The organism is Sphingomonas sp. Leaf20 (assembly GCF_001421535.1).
Lineage (GTDB): Bacteria > Pseudomonadota > Alphaproteobacteria > Sphingomonadales > Sphingomonadaceae > Sphingomonas.
Window position 1 is genome coordinate 461060 of sequence record NZ_LMKN01000009.1, and the last position, 22338, is coordinate 483397.

19 protein-coding genes are annotated in these 22338 nt (G+C 68.1%); 5 read left to right on the forward strand and 14 right to left on the reverse strand.

Going from position 1 to position 22338, the window contains the following annotated elements; translation table 11 throughout:
- Positions 1 to 96: 96 nt before the first annotated feature.
- Complete coding sequence (locus ASE72_RS15555) at positions 97 to 894, forward strand: TrmH family RNA methyltransferase (RefSeq protein WP_056023354.1); 798 nt, start codon at positions 97 to 99, stop codon at positions 892 to 894.
- 9 nt (positions 895 to 903) lie between these two features.
- Here the strand turns inward: ASE72_RS15555 and rmuC are convergent, their stop codons facing one another.
- The 3 genes from rmuC to recR all read right to left on the reverse strand — a co-directional run bounded on the left by rmuC (position 904) and on the right by recR (position 3855).
- Positions 904 to 2346 carry a DNA recombination protein RmuC gene (rmuC, locus tag ASE72_RS15560; protein WP_056023358.1) on the reverse strand — a complete coding sequence of 481 codons (1443 nt, stop codon included), beginning with the start codon at positions 2344 to 2346 and terminating at the stop codon, positions 904 to 906.
- Between the two features lie 356 nt (positions 2347 to 2702).
- On the reverse strand, positions 2703 to 3227 hold the full coding sequence (gene def / locus ASE72_RS15565) for a peptide deformylase (protein WP_056023359.1): 525 nt from the start codon (positions 3225 to 3227) through the stop codon (positions 2703 to 2705).
- 31 nt (positions 3228 to 3258) lie between these two features.
- Complete coding sequence (recR, locus tag ASE72_RS15570; RefSeq protein ID WP_056023361.1) at positions 3259 to 3855, reverse strand: recombination mediator RecR; 597 nt, start codon at positions 3853 to 3855, stop codon at positions 3259 to 3261.
- Positions 3856 to 3908: 53 nt separating this feature from the next.
- Between recR and fmt the strand changes: the two genes are divergently transcribed.
- The gene (gene fmt, locus ASE72_RS15575) at positions 3909 to 4823 is read left to right on the forward strand and encodes a methionyl-tRNA formyltransferase (RefSeq protein WP_056023366.1); all 915 of its coding nucleotides are present in this window, start codon (positions 3909 to 3911) and stop codon (positions 4821 to 4823) included.
- The gene (gene truA / locus ASE72_RS15580; RefSeq protein ID WP_056023369.1) at positions 4820 to 5578 is read left to right on the forward strand and encodes a tRNA pseudouridine(38-40) synthase TruA; all 759 of its coding nucleotides are present in this window, start codon (positions 4820 to 4822) and stop codon (positions 5576 to 5578) included. Before fmt ends, truA begins: the two co-directional genes overlap by 4 nt.
- Positions 5579 to 5650: 72 nt before the next feature.
- Here truA and ASE72_RS15585 read toward each other — a convergent pair whose 3' ends face one another.
- From ASE72_RS15585 to dapA, 11 genes are all read right to left on the reverse strand, one after another.
- On the reverse strand, positions 5651 to 6874 hold the full coding sequence (locus ASE72_RS15585; RefSeq protein ID WP_056023371.1) for a class I SAM-dependent RNA methyltransferase: 1224 nt from the start codon (positions 6872 to 6874) through the stop codon (positions 5651 to 5653).
- Positions 6871 to 8244, reverse strand: a complete 1374-nt coding sequence (locus tag ASE72_RS15590) for a bifunctional ADP-dependent NAD(P)H-hydrate dehydratase/NAD(P)H-hydrate epimerase (RefSeq protein WP_056023374.1) — start codon at positions 8242 to 8244, stop codon at positions 6871 to 6873. The genes ASE72_RS15585 and ASE72_RS15590 overlap by 4 nt, the downstream gene beginning before the upstream one ends.
- Positions 8241 to 8609 (reverse strand): hypothetical protein, encoded by a 369-nt coding sequence (locus ASE72_RS15595; RefSeq protein WP_235532390.1) that lies wholly within the window; start codon positions 8607 to 8609, stop codon positions 8241 to 8243. Before ASE72_RS15595 ends, ASE72_RS15590 begins: the two co-directional genes overlap by 4 nt.
- Before the next feature lie 16 nt (positions 8610 to 8625).
- Positions 8626 to 10347, reverse strand: coding sequence for a dihydroxy-acid dehydratase (gene ilvD, locus ASE72_RS15600; protein WP_056023380.1), 1722 nt, complete (start codon positions 10345 to 10347; stop codon positions 8626 to 8628).
- A 172-nt stretch (positions 10348 to 10519) separates the two neighbouring features.
- Positions 10520 to 10870: a response regulator gene (locus ASE72_RS15605; protein ID WP_056023383.1), complete on the reverse strand. Its 351-nt coding sequence runs from the start codon at positions 10868 to 10870 to the stop codon at positions 10520 to 10522.
- 47 nt (positions 10871 to 10917) lie between these two features.
- Positions 10918 to 13302: a hybrid sensor histidine kinase/response regulator gene (locus ASE72_RS15610; RefSeq protein WP_056024288.1), complete on the reverse strand. Its 2385-nt coding sequence runs from the start codon at positions 13300 to 13302 to the stop codon at positions 10918 to 10920.
- A gap of 58 nt (positions 13303 to 13360) precedes the next feature.
- Complete coding sequence (locus tag ASE72_RS15615; RefSeq protein WP_056024290.1) at positions 13361 to 15430, reverse strand: M13 family metallopeptidase; 2070 nt, start codon at positions 15428 to 15430, stop codon at positions 13361 to 13363.
- A 95-nt stretch (positions 15431 to 15525) separates the two neighbouring features.
- Positions 15526 to 17604 (reverse strand): M13 family metallopeptidase, encoded by a 2079-nt coding sequence (locus tag ASE72_RS15620; RefSeq protein ID WP_056023385.1) that lies wholly within the window; start codon positions 17602 to 17604, stop codon positions 15526 to 15528.
- 75 nt (positions 17605 to 17679) lie between these two features.
- Positions 17680 to 18165, reverse strand: a complete 486-nt coding sequence (locus tag ASE72_RS15625) for a DUF2062 domain-containing protein (protein ID WP_056024292.1) — start codon at positions 18163 to 18165, stop codon at positions 17680 to 17682.
- A gap of 78 nt (positions 18166 to 18243) precedes the next feature.
- Positions 18244 to 18726 carry an SsrA-binding protein SmpB gene (gene smpB, locus ASE72_RS15630; RefSeq protein WP_056023389.1) on the reverse strand — a complete coding sequence of 161 codons (483 nt, stop codon included), beginning with the start codon at positions 18724 to 18726 and terminating at the stop codon, positions 18244 to 18246.
- Positions 18727 to 18841: 115 nt separating this feature from the next.
- Positions 18842 to 19741, reverse strand: coding sequence for a 4-hydroxy-tetrahydrodipicolinate synthase (gene dapA / locus ASE72_RS15635; RefSeq protein ID WP_056023392.1), 900 nt, complete (start codon positions 19739 to 19741; stop codon positions 18842 to 18844).
- Between the two features lie 79 nt (positions 19742 to 19820).
- On the opposite strand from dapA, the gene ASE72_RS15640 reads away from it, so the two are divergent.
- Positions 19821 to 21830, forward strand: a complete 2010-nt coding sequence (locus tag ASE72_RS15640; RefSeq protein WP_056023395.1) for a lytic transglycosylase domain-containing protein — start codon at positions 19821 to 19823, stop codon at positions 21828 to 21830.
- A gap of 31 nt (positions 21831 to 21861) precedes the next feature.
- Positions 21862 to 22338 carry a transcription elongation factor GreB gene (greB, locus tag ASE72_RS15645; RefSeq protein WP_056024295.1) on the forward strand — a complete coding sequence of 159 codons (477 nt, stop codon included), beginning with the start codon at positions 21862 to 21864 and terminating at the stop codon, positions 22336 to 22338.

Consider the following 22338-nt stretch of genomic DNA (forward strand, 5'->3'; position numbering starts at 1 on the left):
CAGCCCGCTGCACGGCTTGCCGGAGCGCGTGCGTACGGGCATGAGCGGCGCGTGCTCATCGACTTTTCTCACTCCCGCGCGCTGGACGCCTGACAGATGCCCCGCGAAATCACCGCGTTCTCCAACCCGCTCATCAAATATGTCCGCGATCTGCGCGACAAACGGCATCGGCGGGCGGCGAAACAGTTCCTGGCCGAGGGATTGCGCATCCTGACCGAGGCGCGAGAGACGGGGCGGCTGCCCCGGACGCTGTTCTACGCCGCCGCGAGCGGGAACCATCCACTGGTCCATGCGCTGTCGATGGACGTCGAGGAGGCAGGCGGCGAGTCGATCCAGACGACGCCGGATATCCTCTCCAAACTGTCGGGCAAGGACAACCCGCAAGCGGTCGTCGGGGTATTCGACGAGTTCGATACGACGCTGGAGCAACTCGACCGGGAGTCCGCCGGGATATGGCTGGTTGCCGAGCGGTTGCGCGATCCGGGTAATCTCGGGACGATCCTGCGGACCGGCGATGCGGTCGGCGCGGGTGGGCTGATCCTGATCGGCGAGTCGGTCGATCCGTTTTCGGTCGAGGCGGTTCGCGCGAGCATGGGCGCGCTGTTCACGATTCCCGTGGTCAAGACCGAATGGGCCCCCTTCCAGTCCTGGCTCCGCAGCGGACCCGGGCAGCTGGTCGGCTTAAGCCTCGATACCGAGACCGACTACCGCGCCGCGCGATACGCCGCGCCGACGTTCCTGCTCACCGGGAACGAAGCGCAGGGCATGCCCGCCGAGATGGCGGAAGGGTGCGACACGTTGGTCAAGATTCCGATGCTGGGCAAGGCCGACAGCCTGAACGCCGCGGTTGCGACCGCCGTCATGGCGTACGAGGTTCTTGCCCAACAGCGTTGATATAGCGCCTTAACTTTCCGGCTTCTCGATCAGCGCCGGCCCCTCCCCCAACGCCAGCGCATCGACCGACGACACGTCCTCGAGATCGCGGGCACCCGTTTCGATATTGAGGTCGCGGAACTTGCGGCCCGTGACCATCAGGCGGCCGTTGAACGAGTTGGTGAAGCCGTTGAAGTTCTTCACCGCGCTGTTCAATCCGACCCCGACCTTGCGGAGATCGTCGGCGACCTTGGCTAGACGGTCGTGCATCTCCTTGCCAAGCTCGCCGATCTTGCGCGCCTCGTTGGCGAGCTTTTCCTGACGCCAGACCGCCGCGACCGTCCGGGCGATCGCAATCAGATTGGTAGGGGTGGCGAGCAACACCCTCTTTTCAAACGCGAAGTCCCACAGGGTCGGGTCATGCTCGAGCGCCGCCGACAGGAAATGCTCGCCGGGCACGAACATGATCACATAGTCCGGCGTGTCGGCGAACTGGCTCCAATACGCCTTGTTGCCGAGACCGTTGACGTGCGCGCGCATCGACGCGGCGTGCGCCGCCAGACCGATCAGGCGCTCGGCATCGTCGACCGCGCCGAACGCGTCCTGATAGGCGTTGAGCGAGACCTTGGCGTCGATCACCAGTGCGCGCCCGCCGGGGACGCGGATGATCGCATCGGGGCGGAGCCGCGCACCGTCATCGCCGACCGCAACCGAGACCTCGGTCTGGAAATCGGTGTGTTCGCTGAGCCCGCAGGTCTCGAGCACGTTCTTGAGTTGCTGCTCGCCCCAGCGGCCGCGCGACTTGGGCGCGTTGCGGAGCGAGTTGACGAGCTTGGCGGCCTCGGTCGAGACCTTTTCCTGGCCGAGCCGCATCTGCTCGATCTGCCCCTTGAGATCGCCGAACGCATCGCGACGGTCCGCCTCGACCTTGGCGACGCCTTCCTCATAACGCTGAAGGCGGTCGCTGACCGGCTGGAGCATCGACTTGAGGTTCTGGCCCGCGCTCTCCTCCGACTGGCGGAAGCGCGCGTCGGCGCGGTCGAGAAACGTCTTCTGCGCGTCGTTGAGCAGCTTGTTGGCGACATCGCCGAACTGCGCCGCCATGACGTCCTTGGCCTCGCGCAGTTCGACCAGACGCGCCTCGAACGCCTCGCTGCGGGCATGCTCGGTGGCGAGTTCGGTCCGCGCCGCATCGCGGTCCGCGCGGATCGTCAGCAGATCGCTGCGAAGGCGATCCGCCTCCCCTGCGCGTTCGGCGCTCTGCGCGCGAAGCGTGGCGAGATCCTGCAGCGCGGCGTTGCGTTCACGCTCGACCGCATCGCGCGCGGTGCGAACGAGGTCGGCATCGGCCACCCTGGTCTGCGCGACCGCAAGGTCGCTGGCGAGCGTGGCGGCGCGACGTGCCGCGAGCAGCCAGCCGAGCAGGAGCCCGGCAGCCGCCGCGAGCACGGCGACGATCACGAGTTCGGTCATGAATCGATCCACAAGTTGAAGAGGCATACGCGCCGGCACCGGTGCCCGCCCTGGTCGTCATGATCGATACACGACGACGCAGCAGTGACGGTCTGGCCTGGCATGCCGAGAACATAGGTCGAACACGCCGTGCAGGACAGCAGTATTTTTACGCGGCCTGTCCCGCGCTCTAGCAGCGCGTTTCCGCATTCGTGGCGAAAAGACGTGGCGTGGCCATGCCCCGCATGGCCAACGCTGGCGGTGCTGCGATGGACCGCGCCCGGCCTCGGCCGGGGCGGCGAGCAATCATTCAGAATCACGCCTAAGTGCGACGCAGGGCGCGTCGGGCGCCCGCCAACCGCATCACCGCAAGCAGGTCAGCCGAGCTTGCGCGCCTTTGCCAGCTTCTTGAGGACCATGTCGCGCTTGAGACGGCTGATATGGTCGATGAAGAGGACGCCGTCGAGATGGTCGATCTCGTGCTGCATGCAGGTCGAGAGCAGGCCGTCGAGATCCTCCTCATGCGCCGCACCGGTCTCGTCGAGCCACTTGACGCGGCACCGCGCCGGCCGCGCGACCTCGGCATATTGATCCGGGATCGAGAGGCAGCCCTCGTTGTACGTCGATACTTCGTCGCTGACCGACAGGATCTCGGCGTTGATATACGCCTTGGGATTCTTGATCGGCTTTTCGTCTTCGCCCTGCTCATCCTGCAGGTCGATGACGAGGACACGCTTCTGGACGCCGACCTGCGTCGCGGCGAGGCCGATGCCGTTGAAGTCGTACATCGTCTCGATCATGTCGGCGACGAGCGTGCGGATCGAATCGTCGACCGTCTCCACTGGCTCGGCGACGAGACGCAGGCGGGGATCGGGGACTTCGAGAACGGTCATGACGGTCATACCGCGCAGCTAGGTTTTGCGCCGGGTGCCGTCAAGCCATCGGACGTCGCGCACGAAGCGCCTGCGCCAGCGTGCCCTCGTCGAGATAGTCGAGTTCGCCCCCCACCGGGAGCCCGTGGGCGAGCTGCGTGACGCGGATCGGAAAGCGCTCGATCCGCTCGGCGATATAGTGTGCGGTCGTCTGCCCCTCGAGCGTCGCGTTCATCGCGAGCACGACCTCGTCGACGCCCCCCGCCTCGATCCGGCGGACGAGGCTGTCGATGCTGAGATCCTCCGGGCGGATGCCCTCCAGCGCGGACAGGCGCCCGCCCAGGACATGGAAGCGGCCGGGGAACAGCCGCGAACGATCGAGCGCCCAGAGGTCGGCGACCTCCTCGACGACGCACAGCGCGCGCTGGTCGCGGCGCGGGTCGGCGCATATCCCGCACGGGTTGGTCGTATCGACATTCCCGCAGACAGTGCAGTTCTGGAGCCGTTCGTCGACCGCGGTCAGCGCCTCGCGCAGGGGCCCGAGCGCGGCGTCGCGCTTCTTGAGCAGGTGCAGCACGGCGCGACGCGCGGATCGCGGGCCTAGGCCGGGAAGCCGGGCCAGCGCCTGCGTCAACGCCTCGATCTCTGGGGATGCCATCGGGAACAGATAGGGGGTTGCAAGCCTCCCCGCCAGCGTGTTCGAGGGGAAGCATGCGGATCATCTTCATGGGAACGCCCGAGTTCGCGCGCGACATCCTCGACGCGCTGCTGGTGGCATCGGAACACGACGTCGTCGCGGTCTACAGCCAGCCCCCCCGCGCGGGGGGGCGGCGCGGGCGCGAGCTGGTCGCCTCCGCGGTGCAGCTCCGCGCCGAGGCGGCGGGCATTCCTGTCTTCACCCCGACCAGCCTGCGGACGGCGGAGGCACAGGCCGCGTTCGCCGCGCACGATGCCGACGTCGCAGTGGTCGCAGCCTATGGCCTGATCCTGCCGCAAGTCATTCTGGACGCACCGAAACATGGGTGCCTGAACGTCCACGGGTCGCTGTTGCCGCGGTGGCGCGGCGCGGCGCCGGTGCAGCGCGCGATCCTGGCCGGCGACAGCGAGACGGGGGTCGGGATCATGCAGATGGAGGCCGGTCTCGACACCGGGCCGGTCCGGCTGGAGGCACGGACGCCGATCGTCGGGAAGACGACGGGCGACCTCACGCGCGAACTTGCCGCAATGGGCGGGCGACTGATGCTCGAGGTGCTTGGCGATCTCGACGCGCACCCGGCGCGCGTGCAGCCCGACGCGGGCGTCACCTATGCCGCCAAGATCGACAAGTCCGAGGCGCGGATCGATTTCACGAAGCACGCGACCGAGGTCGAGCGGCTGGTCCGGGCGATGAACCCGGCACCGGGGGCGTGGTTCGAGTACAAGGGCGAGCGCGTAAAGGTGCTGGCCGCCGACGTGCTGCCCTTCACCTTCCCGGGCAGCGAGGGGATGACGGTCAATGGCGAGCTGACGATCGCATGCGGCGACGGCGCGATCCGGCCGACGATCGTCCAGCGCGCGGGGCGCGGCGTGACGTCGGCGACGGACCTGCTCCGCGGCTTCGCGATCCCCTCGGGTACGCAGCTTTGACGCGGTTCGCGCTGACGGTGGAATTCGACGGGCGGCCGTTCATGGGGTGGCAGCGGCAAAAGCACGGGCCGAGTGTCCAGGCGGCGCTCGAGGCGGCCGTGCTGAAGATGACCGGCGAGACCGCGTCGGTGCAGGCGGCGGGTCGGACCGATGCCGGCGTGCACGGAATGGCGATGCGCGCGCATGTCGACATCGCGAAGCCGGTCGCGGCGTTCCGGCTGATGGAGGCGCTGAACGCGCTGGTGCGGCCCGCGCCGGTGTCGGTGCTGGCGTGCGAGGTCGTCGACGACGACTGGCATGCGCGGTTTTCGTGCATCGGGCGGTCGTACGAGTACCGAATCGTCAACCGCCGCTCGCCGCTGACGTTCGAGGCGGGGCTGGCGTGGCAGGTGCCGCAGCCGCTCGATGCAGACGCGATGGCGGCGGCGGCGGCCGCGCTGGTCGGGCGGCATGATTTCACGACATTTCGCTCGGCGCATTGCCAGGCGGACAGCCCCGTGCGGACGCTCGACCGGCTCGAGGTGGTGCGCGACGGCGAGCGGCTGTTCATCCACGCGGCGGCGCGGTCGTTCCTGCATCACCAGGTGCGGTCGATGGTCGGGTGCCTCGCGCTGGTGGGCATGGGACGCTGGGCGGTCGACGATGTGGCGAAGGCGCTCGCGGCGAGGGATCGGGCGATGCTGGGGCTGAATGCACCGCCCGACGGGTTGTACTTCGTGACCGCGGTGTATCCGCCGCCGTCATCGCGGACCTGATCCGGGACCCCAGGTCACGCAGCGCTGCGCCTGATACCCTCGCTCCCGACTTTCGTCAGGATGACGCGGGCGTCAGGACGGCTGAGCGTCGCGGACGAACTTTGCTGCGAGTTCGACATGCGTCGACCAGCGAAACTGGCCGACCGGCTGGATCCAGTCGATCCGCCACCCCGCCGCGCACAGGTCCTTCGCATCGCGCGCGAAGCTCGCCGGGTTGCACGATACGTACATGATGACGGGCGTCTTGCTCTCGGCAAGCGCGGCCATCTGCTCGCGCGCGCCCGAGCGCGGCGGGTCGATGACGACCGCGTCGAACCGGTCGAGCTCGGCGGTCGTCAGCGGGCGGCGGTACAGGTCGCGGTGCTCGGGATAGACCGGACGCTGCAACCGGTGCGCAGCCGCCTTCAGCGACGACAGCGCATCGCGTGCGCCCTCGGCGGCATAGACCTTGGCGGGGATAGCGAGCGTGAAGGTGCCGAGCCCCGCGAACAGGTCGGCGACCGTGGCGGGCTTGCCGATCGCCTCGAGCACGGCATCGGTCAGCGCGGCCTCGCCGTCGGGGGTCGCCTGAAGGAACGACGCGGGCGGCAGCGGCACGGGGACGCCGCCGAGCGTGATGGTGACCGCGTCGGGCTCCCAACGCGTCTCGGGTCCGAGGCCGTCGTCGAACGCGACACGCGCGACTTTGTGCGTCTCGCAGAACCGGGTGAGCGCTTCGGCGGCGGCGAGGCCTTCGGGCGCGAAGCCAGTGATGAGGATATCCGCGCCCTGGTCGGCGAGCGTCAGGTGGATGTCGGCGCGGCGGCGGAAGTTGAGCCGCCTGAGCAGCTGGCGGAGCGGCTCGACGAGTGCGAACAGGCGCGGATCGAGGATCCAGCATTCCCTGATGTCGACGATCGTGTGCGCCTTCTCGGCGGTGAAACCGAGCGTGATCCTGCCCCCCTTGGCCTCGGCGTGGAGCGTCGCGCGGCGGCGACTGCGTTCGGGCGAGACGTGCGGCGTGCGTAGCGGGGCGGACAGCCCCTGCCCGTCGAGCGCGGAGGCGATCCGGTCGGTGACGAACTCGGCATAGCTCTGGTCGTCGAGATGCTGGAGCTGGCAGCCGCCGCAGGTCGGGAAATGGACGCAGGGCGGCGTCTGGTGGTGGACCCCGTGCGTCACCGTGCCATCGGGTGCGAGCGTGTCGCCGGGCGCGGTCAGCGCGGCATGGCGGCCGTCCGCGGTGATGCCGTCCCCGCGCGCGGCGACGCGGATGATGAGGTCGGGGGCGATGTCGGGCGTGATGTCGGAGGTCATGCCGACGCTCTGGCCGACCGGAGCGCATCCGCCAAGTCATCGGCGATAAATGCCGGTCCCGACCGGCGCGCGGCGTCGCCGTGGAGCCACACCCCGGCACAGGCGGCGGCGAACGGATCGAGCCGTGCCGCCATCATCGCGCCGATTGCGCCGGCGAGCACGTCGCCCGTCCCCGCGGTCGAGAGCCAGTCGCTCGCACCGTGCGCGATCCGGACGCGGCCATCGGGCGCGGCAACGACGGTGTCCGCGCCCTTGAAAACGACGACCGCGTCCGCGCGGACCGCGGCATCGCGCGCGCGCGTGATCTTGTCCGCATCGGATCCGCCGAAGAGCGCGTCGAACTCGCCCGCATGCGGCGTCAGGATGACGGGAAGCCCGAGTGCCGCGATCCGCTCGGGGTCGAGCAGGCGGAGCGCGTCGCCGTCGATGACGAGCGGGTGGCCTGCAGCGAGCGCCGCGTCGAGCCGGGCGCGCGCGCGATCGTCGCGGCCGAGCCCCGGGCCGATGACGACCACGCCGATCCGGTCGTTGGCCAGCGCGGCGTCGGTCAGCGGCGCGCGGACGAGCGCGTGCGGCGCGCCTGTGGTGTCGCCGAGCAGCGTTACATAGCCAGCGCCCGCGCGCATCGCGGCGCGGGCCGCCAGTTCCGCTGCTCCCGGCATGCCACCCGCGACGACCGCCACCATGCCGCGCGAATATTTGTGCGAATCGGGGCCCGGCGCCGCGAGCACTGGCGGTGCGAGGACCGCGGCCTGGCTGGTGACGGGGACGCCGATGTCGAGCAGGCGGATCGTCCCGCAATAGCGCGCGGCGGGCTGGAGCAGATGCGCAGGCTTCACCGCACCGGGCGCGAGCGTGAGATCGAAGACCGGGGGCGTGCTGAGCGCGGTGCCCGTGTCGGTGGCGAGGCCGCTCGGCAGGTCGAGAGCAATACTGAGGTTCGCGGCGTCGGCCAACGCGCGAAGCTGCACCGCCGCGGCATCCAGCGGGCGCGTCAGGCCGGTACCGAACAGCGCGTCGACAAGCACCGGGGCGGGTCTGGCATCCCCGAGTGTTTCGACGGGGCCGCCCCACCCTGCCCGTGCCGCCTTCGCCGCGTCGGTCCGGGGCTCGGACAGCGCCGCGACGCGGACCGTCGCGCCCAGGTCCGCGAGCACGCGCGCGGCGACATAGCCGTCGCCGCCGTTGTTGCCGGGACCGCAGAGAATCAGGACGGCGTTCGCCCCCGCCAGGCGACGGACCGCGTGCGCGATGCGCGTGCCCGCACGGTCCATCAGCGTGTCGATCGAGATGCCGGTTGCGATCACCGCCTCCTCGGCCCCGCGCATCTCGGCGGCGGTCAGGACGGGCTGGCCCTCGATCGGGATCATGAGCCGGTTGCCCCCGCGCGGACCGTTGCCGGGAGACGGTAGCGCTCGGTACCCAGCGCAACGTCGATGTTGCCCGCCCCGGGCACCGTGACACGCGCCTGCTCGGCCCCATCTGCCGCGACGACACCGCGGCCGTCCGCCGTGACGCGCAACCGACGAAACCCGCCACCGGGGTGACGGATGGTCAGGACGATGCCGTCAGGCCCCGAAGCCTGTTCGATCGTGCAATCGGCCGCGAGTGCAGCATCGCCCTTCGCACACGGGATATGCATCGCCGCCTGCCCGTCGTCGCGACGCTGCGCCGTCTCCGAAGCGCCCGGCTGCTCCTGCCCGCATGATGCGAGCGGGAGCGAAAGAACAGCCACAAAATACTGCGATCGTTTAGATATCCGCGTAGACATGGGTTTCGGCTGCGGCTCCGGGGTGCGTGACCGCACCCTTGTAGGCCGGACCGACGGTCTTGGCATAGCGCCAGAGTGCCCCCGAACCATAATCGGTCGGGCGCGGGACCCAGGCGGCACGACGCGCGGCCATCACGTCCTCGGGAACGTCGAGGTCGATCGTCCCCGCCTCCGCGTCGATATGGATGATGTCGCCGTCCTCGACGAGCGCGATCGGGCCGCCATCGGCGGCTTCGGGGCCGACATGGCCGATGCAGAAGCCGCGCGTCCCACCCGAAAAGCGCCCGTCGGTGATCAGCGCGACGCTCTCGCCCATACCAAGACCGTAGAGCGCGGCGGTGGTCGACAGCATCTCGCGCATCCCCGGGCCGCCCTTGGGCCCTTCGTAGCGGATGACGATGACCTCGCCCTCGTTGATCTCGCGGGCCTCGACCGCCGCGAACGTGTCCTCCTCGCAGTCGAACACGCGCGCAGGGCCCGAGAACTGGAGACGGTGCATCCCCGCGACCTTCACGATCGCACCATCGGGGGCGAGACTGCCGCGCAGGCCGACGACGCCACCCGTCGGGGTCAGCGGCGTGTTGATGTCGTAGATGACCTTCTGGTCTGGGTTCCACGTCACCTGATCGATATTCTCGCCGAGCGTCTTGCCCGTGACCGTCATGCAGCTGCCATCGAGGAAGCCGCCGCTGAGCATCGTCTTCATGAGCATGTAGACGCCGCCGGCCTCGTGCATGTCCTTCGCGACATATTTGCCGCCGGGTTTGAGGTCGGCGATGTACGGGGTCGTCTTGAAGATCTCGGCGACGTCGAACAGGTCGAACTCGATCCCGGCTTCGGATGCCATTGCGGGGAGATGCAGCGCGGCGTTGGTCGAGCCCCCCGTCGCGGCGACGACGCGCGCGGCGTTTATGAACGCCTCGCGCGTGCAGATGTCGCGCGGGCGGATATTGTCCGCCAGACACTCCATGACCTGCGCCCCCGCGGCCACCGCGATCTGTTCACGAGTCGTGTACGGTGCGGGCACCATGTTGCTGTTCGGAATGGACAAACCGATCGCCTCTGCGACGCAGGCCATCGTGTTGGCGGTATACTGGCCGCCGCACGCACCGTGACCGGGGCAGGCGACCTTCTCGAGCGCGTGGACTTCGGACAGCGGGCACGCGCCCGCCGCATATTTGCCGACGATCTCGAACACGTCGACGACGGTGACGTCGCGCTCCTGATAGCGGCCGGGCAGGATCGAGCCGCCATAAACGAACACCGACGGGATGTTGAGGCGCAGCATCGCCATCATCATACCGGGAAGCGACTTGTCGCAGCCGGCAAAGCCAACGAGCGCGTCGTAGCAATGGCCGCGAACCGAGAGTTCGACCGAATCGGCGATGACCTCGCGACTGACGAGGCTCGCCTTCATCCCCTGATGCCCCATCGCGATGCCGTCGGTGACGGTGATCGTGTTGAAGCGGCGTGGCATGCCGCCACCCTGGATGACGCCCGCCTGTGCGGCATCGGCCTGCGCGTCGAGCGTGGTGTTGCAGGGTGCGGAGTTGTTGCCGGCGGACGCGAGGGCGACGAACGGCCGGGCGATATCCTCCTCGGGAATGCCCATCGCATAGTAATAGCTGCGGTGCGGGGCGCGTTCGGGACCAACGGAGACGTGACGGCTCGGCAGGCGCGATTTATCGAATGTGCGGGTCATGGCGACCGCCTATGTCGCGGGAAGGGGCATTCGCGCAAGAGAGTTGCGTCGATTTTTGACGCGAGCACGCGAAACTGTCCGGCCCTCGCTGAACGCAGCGGGGCTCATTCGCGCGAAACACGGGTCACGGTAGTATTAACTCTGGGTCCTGACGTTCGTCAGGATGACGGCGTCACAGCGCTTCGAGGGCCTTTGCCACGCCGTCCATCGTGAAGGGCTTCTGCAGGCGGGGGCGGTCGCGGAATTCGGGTGCGACACCGTCGTCACCGCCGCCGGTGGCGAACACGAACGGTACGCCCTGCGCCGCGAGGGCCTCGGCGACCGCAGTGCTCTTTTCCCCGCCGCGCAGATTGACGTCGAGGATCGCGCCGTCGACGCCGCCCTGCGCGATTCGCGACAGGGCATCGGCGACCGTGTCGACCGACCCGGCCACCGCTTTGTCCAAGACCTCTAGAAAATCCTCGAGCATCATGGCGATCAAGGGTTCATCCTCGACGATGAGGATTTGCTGGGGAACGTTCATCGCACCGCCTTAGGCGGGATTGTTACAGTCTGCCAACACCTTGTTGCTTAACGTCCGGCAAGTACGTCGCGCGCCGCCTCGGCGAGCTGCTGCACGGAGAACGGCTTGGGAAGAAATTCGACATTGTCGAGGTCGATCGACTTGCGAAGCTGTTCCTCGGCATAGCCCGACATGAAGACGATCGGCAGGTCGGGATATTTCTCGCGCGCGTGGCGGACCATCGTCGGTCCGTCCATCGTCGGCATGACGACGTCGGTGATGAGCAGATCGGGCCGGCCGTTGCGCGCCATCACCTCGAGCGCGATCTCGCCATTCTCCGCCGTGAGCACGCTGTACCCCTGCCGCGTGAGCGCACGCTCGGCGACCGCACGGACCATGTCCTCGTCCTCGACCAGCAGGATCGTCCCCGTGCCCCAGAGGTCCGCGGGCTTGGCGGCGGGTTTGGGAAGCGTGAGCCGCGGCGCGGCAGGCGCGGCATGGACGGGCAGGAAGATGCTGAACGTTGCCCCCTGCCCCGGCTTCGATTCGGCGAAGATATAGCCGCCAGACTGTTTGACGATACCGTACACCGTCGATAGCCCGAGCCCGGTTCCCTTGCCGAACTCCTTGGTCGTGAAGAACGGCTCGAAGATCTTGGGCAGTACGTCGGGCGGGATGCCGGCGCCGGTGTCCTGGACAATCAACGCGGTATAGTCGGCGATCGGCAGGATGTCGGATGCCATCTGGCGGACCTCGGTCGAAGATACGCCGCGTGTGGTGATCGTCAGCGTCCCGCCGCCGCGGGGGTTGGCGGACAGGATCGCGTCGCGCGCGTTGACCGCGAGATTGACGACGACCTGTTCGAGCTGTCCCGGATCGGCGCGCACCGGCCCCAGGTTGCGGCCGTGCATCATGTCGAGACGGACGGTCTCGCCCATCAGCCGCTTGAGCAGGTTGGAAACTTCGGAGACGACATCGGGGAGCTGAAGGATCTGCGGGCGCAGTGTCTGCTGGCGGCTGAACGCGAGCAGCTGGCGCGTGAGGCCGGCCGCGCGGTTCGAATTGGTGCGGATCTGCTGGATGTCGTCATAATCGCTGTCGCCGGGCGAATGGCGCATCAGCATCAGGTCGCAATGCCCGATGATCGCGGTCAGGATGTTGTTGAAATCATGCGCGACACCGCCCGCCAGCTGGCCGACCGCCTGCATCTTGGTCGCCTGTGCAACCTCGCGCTTGAGACGCGATTCCTCCGAATTGTCCTTGAGGCTGAGCAGGACCGCGGCGTCGCCGAGCCCGCGCGCGCCGGCGATGGTGAGCGCGACGGGTTCGTCGGGGTGATCCTTGAGGCGAACCGCCATGTCGGTCGAATGCGTCACGCCGCCCGCGAACCGGCGGATCGCGTCGGCGACCGCGGCCTTGTCCTCGCGCACGACCAGATCGCCCGGATAAAGCGGCGGGACCGTGCCGTTGACGCCCGCGGCGCGCCGGAACGAGTCGTTCATCTGGATGAAGCGGCCGTCGCGGTCGACCAGTGCCATGCCGAACGGCATCAGGCTGACGAGATTGCTGACATGCGCCGACGCGCTGGCGCCGATCGCGGGGGCGTTCTCCTCCTCGTCGAGCAGCATGACGAGGACGGGCGCGTCATCGCCCTCGATGAACGGGACCTGGAGGACGCGCAACGGCGTGCCGATCAGCCCCTCATGCGCGAACCGGACGAGCCCGCGGCTGTCGGTGACGAGGAACCGCGCGAAGTCCTTGCCCTCGATCAGGTCCTGCCCGTCGCCGAGCGCGCGCGCGCGGAGCACACGGTTGGTCGCGCGGATCCGGCCGTCCGCGGTGATCAGCGCGACCATGATCCCGCTGCTGCCGAGGCGATCGCCGGTCGGGCCCGCGATCAGCCGCTCGACGGTCTGCGCAAGGTCGTATTCGGGCGCGGTCAGGAACCGCCAGACGAGCATGTCGGCCTCGTCGCCCGCGCGCGTGACCTCGGCGGACACACGCAGGCCGTTGGCGACGAGGCGTTCGGCGATCGCGCGACCGTCGCGCCACGCGGTGCGGCCCGCGTCACCGAGCGCGGCGACGCCCGCGTCGTCGAGCGGCAGCCCGGGGGGTGTCGGGAACCCGGCGAACAGCGCGTCATAGGCATCATTGGCGCAGACCAGCCGGCCCGCACGGTCGGTCACCGCGACCGCGTCGCTGCTCGCCTGCGCGATCGCCCGGGTAAAGTCCCAGTCGATCGCGCGCGGTTCGCTGCGGCGTTCGGGCGACAGCGCGTGCCACGCCCAGATCGCGCCGACGACGAGGATCGCCGCGCCGAGAAATCCTGCCGCGACCAGCATGTTGCCGATCAGGAACAGCACGAGCCCGGCCGCCCCCAGACCGACGATACCGGCGATCAGCCCCGCCGTGCGAAGCGGCGATACGGGGGTGTTGAGCGGAAGCGAAACCATGCGCGGGTCTTCCGCCGTTCCGGGGTTCAGCGTCAAGCGCGATGTCCGCTCCCGCGCGTCACCAGATGCGGACGCGCTGATCCGGCGTCAGGTATAGCTTCTGCCCCGGCTTGGGCTGATAGGCCGCGTACCACGGGTCGAGATTGCGGACGACCGCGGCGCGCTGCTGCGAGGGCGAGTGCGGATCGGTCAGCAGCCGCTGGCGCAGATTGGCCTCGCGGTAGTTGCGCCGCCAGACCTGCGCCCAGCCGAGATAGAAACGCTGGTCCGCGCTGAACCCGCCGATGGCGGGCGGCGTCCGGCCGCCGAGCGAGGTCATATACGCATCGTGCGCGACCGTCAGCCCGGCGAGATCGGCGATGTTCTCGCCCATCGTCAGCTGGCCCTTCACATGCAGTCCGGGAAGCGGCTCGTACGCGTCATATTGCGCGCCGAGCTTGCCCGTCAGCGCGGTGAAGCGCGCGACGTCCTGCGGCGTCCACCAGTCGGTCAGCTGTCCCTTCGAATCATATTTCGAGCCCTGATCGTCGAAGTGATGGCTCAGTTCGTGACCGATCACCGCGCCGATGCCGCCATAATTGACCGCCGGATCCGCCTTGGGATCGAAGAAGGGCGGTTGGAGGATTGCGGCGGGGAAGACGATCTCGACCATGCCGAAATTGGCATAGGCGTTGACCGTCATCGGCGTCATGCCCCATTCCCAGCGCTGGAGCGGCTTGCCGAGCTTGGCGACGTTGTCGCGGTGCTGCCATTCGTTCGCACGCCAGGCGTTGCCGAACGCGTCGCCCGCGGTGATCGTCAGCGACGAATAATCCTTCCAGCGGCTCGGATAGCCGATCTTGGGGGTGAACGCGGCGAGCTTGGCATGCGCCTTGACCTTGGTCTCGGGCGCCATCCAGTCGAGCTTGTCGATCCGCGCGTCCATCGCGGCGATGACGTTGCGGACCAGGCTGTCCGCGGCCGCCTTGGTCTCGGGCGGGAAGTATTTCGCGACGTAGATCTTGCTGACCTCGTCGTCGAGCGCACCGCTGGTGAACTGCACGCCGCGCTTCCACCGCGCCTCCTGCTCGGGCGTGCCGCCGAGGACGGTGCCGTAGAACGCGAACTGCTCGGCATCGAACGCCTTTGGCAGCACGTCGGCATAATTGTCGAGCGAGCGCAGGATCAGCTGATCCTTGAGGACGCCGATCGGCGCGGATGCGACAAGCTTGGCAATGCCGGTGATCGCGGAGGGCTGCGCGACGATGACGGTCGGGACGGGCGTGCCGATGCCCCTGAAATAGCCGGCGAAGTCGAAGCCGGGCGCCTTGGCGGCAAGATCGGCGACGGTCATCTTGTTGTATGTCTTGGTCGCATCGCGGCTGTCGACGCGCGTCCAGCTGACCCTGGCGATCTCGGTCTCGAACGCGAGCAGCGCCGCGGCGCGCGCCTGTGCATCGGGTTCACCGGCGAGCGTCAGCATCTTGGCGATATGCGCCTGGTACGCGGCGCGCGCCTCGACGAGCTTGGCGTCGGTGCTGAGGTAATAATCGCGGTCGGGCATGCCCAGCCCCGACTGGCCGAGCGACAGCGCGTACTGCTCGGGGCTCTTGTCGTCCTGCCCGACGCCGCTGCCGAACGGTCCGCCGATCCCGGCGCGGTCCGCTTCGGCGAGCAAGGCGGGATAGCCTGCCCGGTCCTTGAGCGCGGCGATCCGGCCGAGCCATGGACGGATCGGCGCGAGCCCCTTCGCCTCGATCGCACCGGTGTCGAGGAACGTCGCATAGGCGCGCCCGATCTTGGACTGCAGATCCTTCGCAGCCGTGTCGAGGATACCGCGCGTGCGCGACTCCGACAGGTCGGACAGCAGGTTGAACGAACCGTAGTTCGACTTGTCCGCGGGGATCGGCGTCGCCTTCGCCCAGCCGCCATTGGCATAGGCGTAGAAATCGTCGCCCGGCGCGACCGTCCGGTCCATGCCCTGCTCGTCGAAGCCGAACGCCCCGAAGGTGGGGCCCGCTTTCGCGGCAGGCTCGGCTGTAGCAGGCTGGGCAGCGACGGGTGCGGCGGTGGTGGATTGCGAGAGCGCGGCGGTCACGCCGGTGAGCGCGGACGCGGCCAGCAGGCCGGCGACGAGAACGGTCTTCATCATTGTCTCCAGACTTCGTCGTCGTGACGAAGCGGGTCAGGGGGCGGCGTCGAGCCCCGGTGTCACGGGGCTCGACATAGGGTCGGCGGGTCGGGTTACCAGACGCGGATGCGGTCGGCGGGTGCGAGGTAATAGGCCTGCCCCGGCTTGACGTCGAACGCGGCATACCAAGGGTCGAGGTTGCGCACGACATAGCTGCGCCACGCGCTGGGCGTATGCGGATCGGTGGTCAGCTGCTGGCGGATCGACGCTTCGCGCGCCTTGTTCTGCCAGACCTGCCCGAAGCCCATGAAGAAGCGCTGGTCGCCGGTATAGCCGTCGAGAACCGGCGCGGGCTTGCCCGCGAGCGAGATCTTGTAGGCGTCATACGCGACGGTCACGCCCGCGAGATCGGCCATGTTCTCGCCGAGCGTGAGTTCGCCGTTCACCTTCGCGCCCGCGATCGGCTCATAGGCGCCGTACTGCGCGACGACCTTGTCGGTGTACGCCTTGAAGCGCGTCACGTCCTGCGGCGTCCACCATTCGGCGAAATTGCCCTTCGGGTCGAACTTGCGGCCCTGATCGTCGAAATGATGGCTCAGTTCATGCCCGATCACCGCGCCGATACCGCCATAATTGACCGCGGGATCGGCGTTCGGATCGAAGAAGGGCGGCTGCAGGATCGCGGCGGGGAAGACCACCTCGTTCATCACCGGATTGGCATAGGCGTTGACCGTCTGCGGCGTCATGAACCATTCGCTGCGATCGACCGGCTTGCCGATCTTGGCGAGCTGCCGGTCATATTCGAACGCGGTCGCCCGGTCGGCGTTGCCGAGCACGTCGCCCGCCACGACCTTGAGCGAGGTGTAATCGCGGAACTTGTCGGGATAACCGATTTTGGGCGTGAACGCCGCGAGCTTGGCGCGCGCCTTGACCTTGGTCTCGGGCGCCATCCATTCGAGCTTCGACAGCCGGATGTCCATCGCCGCGATCAGGTTCCGGACGAGCTCGTCGGCCTTCGCCTTGGCCTCGGGCGGGAAATATTTCTCGACATAGACCTGGCCGACCGCCTCGCCGAGGCTGCCGTTGACGAGGTCGACGCCGCGCTTCCAGCGCTCCTTGAGCTGCGGCGTGCCCGACAGGACGGTGCCGTTGAACGCGAAGTTGGCATTGACGAACGGCGACGACAGCAACGGTGCCGACTTCGCGATCGTGTGGAAGGCGAGATATTCCTTCCACGTCGCGATCGGCGTCGCCGCGACGATCTTCGCGGTGCCCGCCAGCGCCGAGGGCTGGCCGACGATCACGCGCGACTGGCTGCCGAGCCCCTGTGCGTCGAGCATCGTCTTCCAGTCGAAGCCGGGCATCTTGGTCGCGAGCGCCGCAACCATCTCGGGGTTGTAGCCCTTCTCGACCTGACGCTGCTCGGCGCGCGTCCAGTGGACCTGCGCGATCGCCTTTTCGAGATCGAAGATGCGCTTGGCGGCGCCGGCCGGATCGGGCTGGCCGGCAAGACGCATCATCGTCGCGACATAGTCTTGATATTTCGCGCGCGTCTCGACGAACTTGGGGTTGTCGACGAGGTAATAGTCGCGGTCGGGCAGACCGAGACCGCCCTGCCCCAGATACACCGCGTAGACGGTGTTGTCCTTGAGGTCCTGCTGCACGCCGGCACCGATCGGAACGTCCATGCCGTTGCGCGTCGCGTCACCGAACGCGCGCGCGAGATCGGTCTGCGTCCTGATCGCGGCGATCTTGGCGAGATAGGGCTTGAGCGGCGCTGCGCCCTTCGCCTCGATCGCCGGCGCGTCCATGAAGCTGGCATAGGTGGTGCCGATCTTGTCGCGCACGCTGCCCGGCGCATTCTGCGTCTTGGCGGCCTCGTCGATGACGGCGCGCGTGCGCGTGTCGGACAGGTCGCGCAGGATCGCGAAGCCGCCCCAGCTCGAGCGGTCCGCCGGGATCTCGGTCCGCTCCATCCACTTGCCGTTGACGAAACGGTAGAAGTCATTGCCCGGCAGGACCGACTTGTCCATCGCGGTGGTGTCGACCCCGAAGTCGCCGAGCTTGGGCTTGCCGGCCGGTGCAGCCGTCGCGCCCGGACCGGTCGCGGTCGGTGCGGGACCCTGGCTCTGGGCGAACCCGATCGTCGAAACGGAGGCAAGCAGAAGGGCAGCGAAAATCGGCGTGCGCATCGGTGATCCTTGAAAAGATAAAGCCTGAAACTGGGCGTGTTGTACGCCGATAATACGCCTCGTCAATTCGCGATTCTAGGCGTTCCTGCCGACATGGCGATGACGCCATTTACGCGCGATCCACAGCCGCCAACCGAGCGCGCTGAGCGCATACCCGCCAATCGAAGCGACGATCGTGATGACCAGCAGACCCAGCGCGGTGGCCGGCCCGGCCTGCATCAGCCACGGGATCCAGTCCGCCTGCGCCGCGGCCTCGGCAACGGGCTGGCCGGGGACGTGCGCGTCGATCCGCAGCAGCCAGGATCCGATCCAGTAGGCCGCGATCCATAGCGGCGGTGTCGTCAGTGGATTGGTTATGAACGTCGTCAGCGCCGCGGTCGGGACATTGGCCCGGAACGGCAGCGCGAACAACGCGGCGACGGGGGTCTGTGCGACCGGGATGAGGATGCCTGCGACCATCCCGAGCGCGACGCCGCGCGGTACCGAACGCCGCGTGAAACGCCACAATTCGGGCGCGAGCACGCGGTGCGCGACGGGACGGAGCAGCCGGTTGCGCTCCATCGATTCGCGGGTCGGCAGATTGCGATGCGACCACGCCGCGAGGCGTCCGAAGATACCGACCGGCGTCCCGCTCACGGCCTATCCACGATCCCGCATGATCCGGCCCTGCTCGCGCTTCCAGTCCTGTTCCTTCACCGAGTCGCGCTTGTCGTGGTTCTGCTTGCCCTTGGCGAGCGCGAGCTCGATCTTCGCGCGGCCCTTGGAGTTGAAATAGATCATCAGCGGCACGAGCGTCATGCCCTGGCGCGCGACGGCACCGTGCATCTTGTTGATCTCGCGCTCGTGCAGCAGGAGCTTGCGCGGACGCTTGGGCTCATGGTTGAAGCGGTTGCCGTGGCTGAACTCGGGGATGTTCGAATTGACCAGCTGGACGGTTTTGCCCTTCACCTCGGCATAGGCCTCCGCGATCGAGCCCTCGCCGCCGCGCAGCGCCTTCACTTCGGTGCCGGTCAGCGCGATCCCCGCTTCGAAGACCTGCTCGATGTAATAGTCATACCGCGCGCGCCGGTTCTCGGCGACGATCTTGGTCTTCTCGAAGGTGGGGGGTTTGGGACGTGCCATGCGATGCGCGATGTAGGAGGTCGGAGCGCGAAGGGGAAGCGGGCGCGGTATCCAGCAGGATGTTAATTGTCGGTCCCGACGTCATCCTGACTTTCGCCAGGATGACGCAAGGGGATCAGGCCAACCCTGCGTGGGCCAGCGCTGCATCGACTGCGGCGCGCGAGGCGTCGCCGGCGGGGGTCATCGGCAGGCGCAATGTCTCCGGGAACCCGGCCCGCACGCGCGCCATGGCATATTTGACCGGACCCGGCGACGCGTCGGTGAACAGCGCGTCGTGCAAGGGATAGAGCTGATCCTGATAGGCGAGCGCCTTGACGAAATCGCCCGCCTGGCACGCCGACTGGAAGTCCGCGCAGAGCCTCGGCGCGACGTTCGCGGTCACCGAGATGCAGCCCGTACCGCCCATCACGTTGAACGCGAGCGCGAGGTCGTCATTGCCCGACAGCTGGCAGAAGTCGGGCCCGCACGCTGCGCGGTGCTGCGACACGCGCGCGAGCACGCCGCTGGCATCCTTCACGCCGACGAACACGTGCGGAAACGCGGTCACGACGCGCGCCAGCGTCGCGGGCTGGATATCGGTCACGGTACGGCCGGGCACGTTGTAGAGGATGATCGGCAGCGGCGCGTCGGTGGCGAGCGCTTCGAAATGCCGGAAGATCCCCTCCTGGCTCGGACGGTTGTAATACGGCGGGACCATCAGCGCGGCGTCGGCGCCGGCATCGCGCGCCGCGCGCAGGTTCGCCGAAGCAACGCGCGTGTCGTTCGATCCTGCCCCCGCGATCACGGGCACACGGCCTTTCGCCTGATCGACGCAGACGCGGACGACGTGAAAATGCTCGTCATAGCTCAGCGTCGCCGCCTCGCCCGTCGTGCCGCACGCGACGAGCGCGGACGAGCCTTCGGCGATCTGCCATTCGACAAAATCGCGGTAGGTCGCCTCGTCGAAACTGCCGTCCGCGGCGAAGGGTGTGACGAGCGCCGGGATCGAGCCGGCAAACTGGGAACCTGAAACCATCGGTGTATCGCGCTCCTGCTGCGCTGAAATCGGGTATTTCGTTCAGGACAGATACGGGTTGAAGCGCTATCCTGTCCACATGGTAGCATTGGCGTTTAAATCGACGATCATTCTGGCGGCGCTCGCGGGCACCGCAATCGCGTCCGGGGCCGGGCAGGAAACGCTCGATCGGTATCGGACGCAGCTCGCCAATATGGGGCCGCAGGCACAGACGACCGCCGCGCCCGCGTTCAGCGATGGCGCGATCGCCGCGACGATCGCGCAGTGGCGCGCGTTGCAGCAGACCGACGCGTTGCCGTTCGACAGCTATGCCGGGTTCCTGATGGCGCATCCCGGCTGGCCGAACGAGACCGCCAATCGGCGTGCGGCGGAACGCAAGGCGGCGACCGGGGCACCGGCGAACGTCGTCGCGTTCTTTACGCGCTATCCACCGCAGTCCGCGACGGGCAATCTCGCCTTCGCGCGCGCGCTGATGGCGTCGGGGCAGCGCGACCGCGCCTATGCCGCGGCGCGCACCGCTTGGCGATCGGGCGGACTGTCGCCGACCGACGAGGTCATGGTGACGACGGGCTTTGCCGGCGCGCTGACGGCCGAAGACCAGGACGCGCGAATGGACGCGCTGCTGTGGTCCGGACAGACGAGCGCGGCGCAGCGGCAGATAATGCTGGTCAGCCCGGCGCGGCGTCCGCTGTTCGAGGCACGGCTCGCGTTCCGCACCAATGCCCCCAACGCCTCCGACCTGTCGGCAGCGACGCAGGAGACCTATCGCAGCGATGCGGGCTATGTCGCCGATCGCGCGTTGTGGCTGCGCAATGCCGGGGCGAGCCCGACCGCACGCGCCTGGCTCGCGCGGCCGCGGTCGCTGACGACGCGTCCTGGCAATCCGGCGAAATGGTACGAGACGCTGGTGACCAACGCGCGCGGCGCGGCGAACGACGGCCAGTGGCAGACCGCGTACGACATCGCGCGGCAGATCGACGATGCCTATCCCGCCGGCGCCAACATCTCGGCGAAATCCTATGCCGAGCGAGACGAATATACCAATCTGGCGTGGCTTGGTGGCCAGGCAGCGATGAAGCAGCTCGGCCGACCCGCCGATGCGATGACGCTGTTCGACCGCTATGCGCGCGGGTCGAGTTCGCCCGTGGTCCGGTCGCGCGGCTATTACTGGGCCGGGCGCGCCGCCGAAGCAGCCGGGCGCGCCGCGGATGCCACCGCCTTCTATACGCAGGCGGCGGGCTATCGCGATCAATTCTATGGCCAGCTCGCGACCGAGCGGATGGGGCGCACGCTGACCCCGCCGCCGCCAATGGCGAGCCTCGCGATCGCACCCGCGGTGCGCGCGGCGTTCGACCAGCGCGAGACGGTTCGCGCGGTGCGGTTTCTCGGCCGGATCAACGACTGGCAGGATCAGACCGCGTTCGTACGCCAGATCGCGGCGGACGCGACCAGCGACACCGATCACGTGCTGGCGGCCGAGCTGTCCAAGTCGATCAACCGTCCCGACCTCGGCGTGATGGTCGGCCGCAGCGCGCTGACCAACGGGCTGAGCGACTATTCGGCGGCGGGGTTCCCGACCGTCCCCGTGCCCGCGGGCTATGAGGACAACTGGACGATCATCCACGCGATCTCGCGGCAGGAGAGCCAGTTCGATCGCGCCGCGGTCAGCCATGCGGGGGCCCGCGGGCTGATGCAGCTGATGCCCGCGACCGCGCGCGAGCAGTCGGGGAAGATCGGGCTGAATTACGATCAGGCGGCGCTGACGAGCGATCCCAATCTATCGATCATGTTGGGGTCGAGCTACTTCCAGCGGATCTATGCGAACTATGGGAGCTATCCGCTTGCGATCGCGGCGTATAATGCCGGCGGCGGCAACGTGAACAAGTGGCTGCGCGCGAATGGCGACCCACGGAAGAGCGCGGTCGACATCGTCGACTGGATCGAGGCGATCCCGTATCAGGAGACGCGCAACTATGTGCAGCGCGTGATCGAGAATGCGGTCGTGTACGATCTCATGAACCCCGCGCGCGCCAAGAGCCGCGTCGCGACGCGGACGTCCTGGTATCTCGGCAAGAACCGCCCGGGCTGATCGGCGCGCTTGTTCCTGACGGCAGATGACGATGGATCGCCCGAACTACATCACGCCCGCCGGCTATGCCGTGCTGCGCGCGGAATATGAGCAGCTTCTGGTCGACGAGCGGCCGAAGCTCGTCGAGACGATCTCATGGGCGGCGGGCAATGGCGACCGGTCGGAGAATGGCGATTACATCTATGGCCGCAAACGCCTGCGCGAGATCGACCGGCGGCTCGGCTGGCTATCGAAGCGGATGAAGGCGGCGAAGGTGATCGATCCCGCCGCGCAGGAGGATCGGTCGCGCGTGTGGTTCGGCGCGTGCGTGACGGTCGCCGACGAGGATGACGCGCACCGCACGCTGACGCTGGTCGGCGACGACGAGACCGATGCGGGCAATGGCCGGATCGGCTGGAATTCGCCGTTCGCGCGCGCTTTGCGCGGCGCGGGCGTCGGCGACGTTCGACGCGTCGACCTGCCCGCGGGCGAGCGCGAATATGAAGTGATGGCGATCCACTACCCCTGA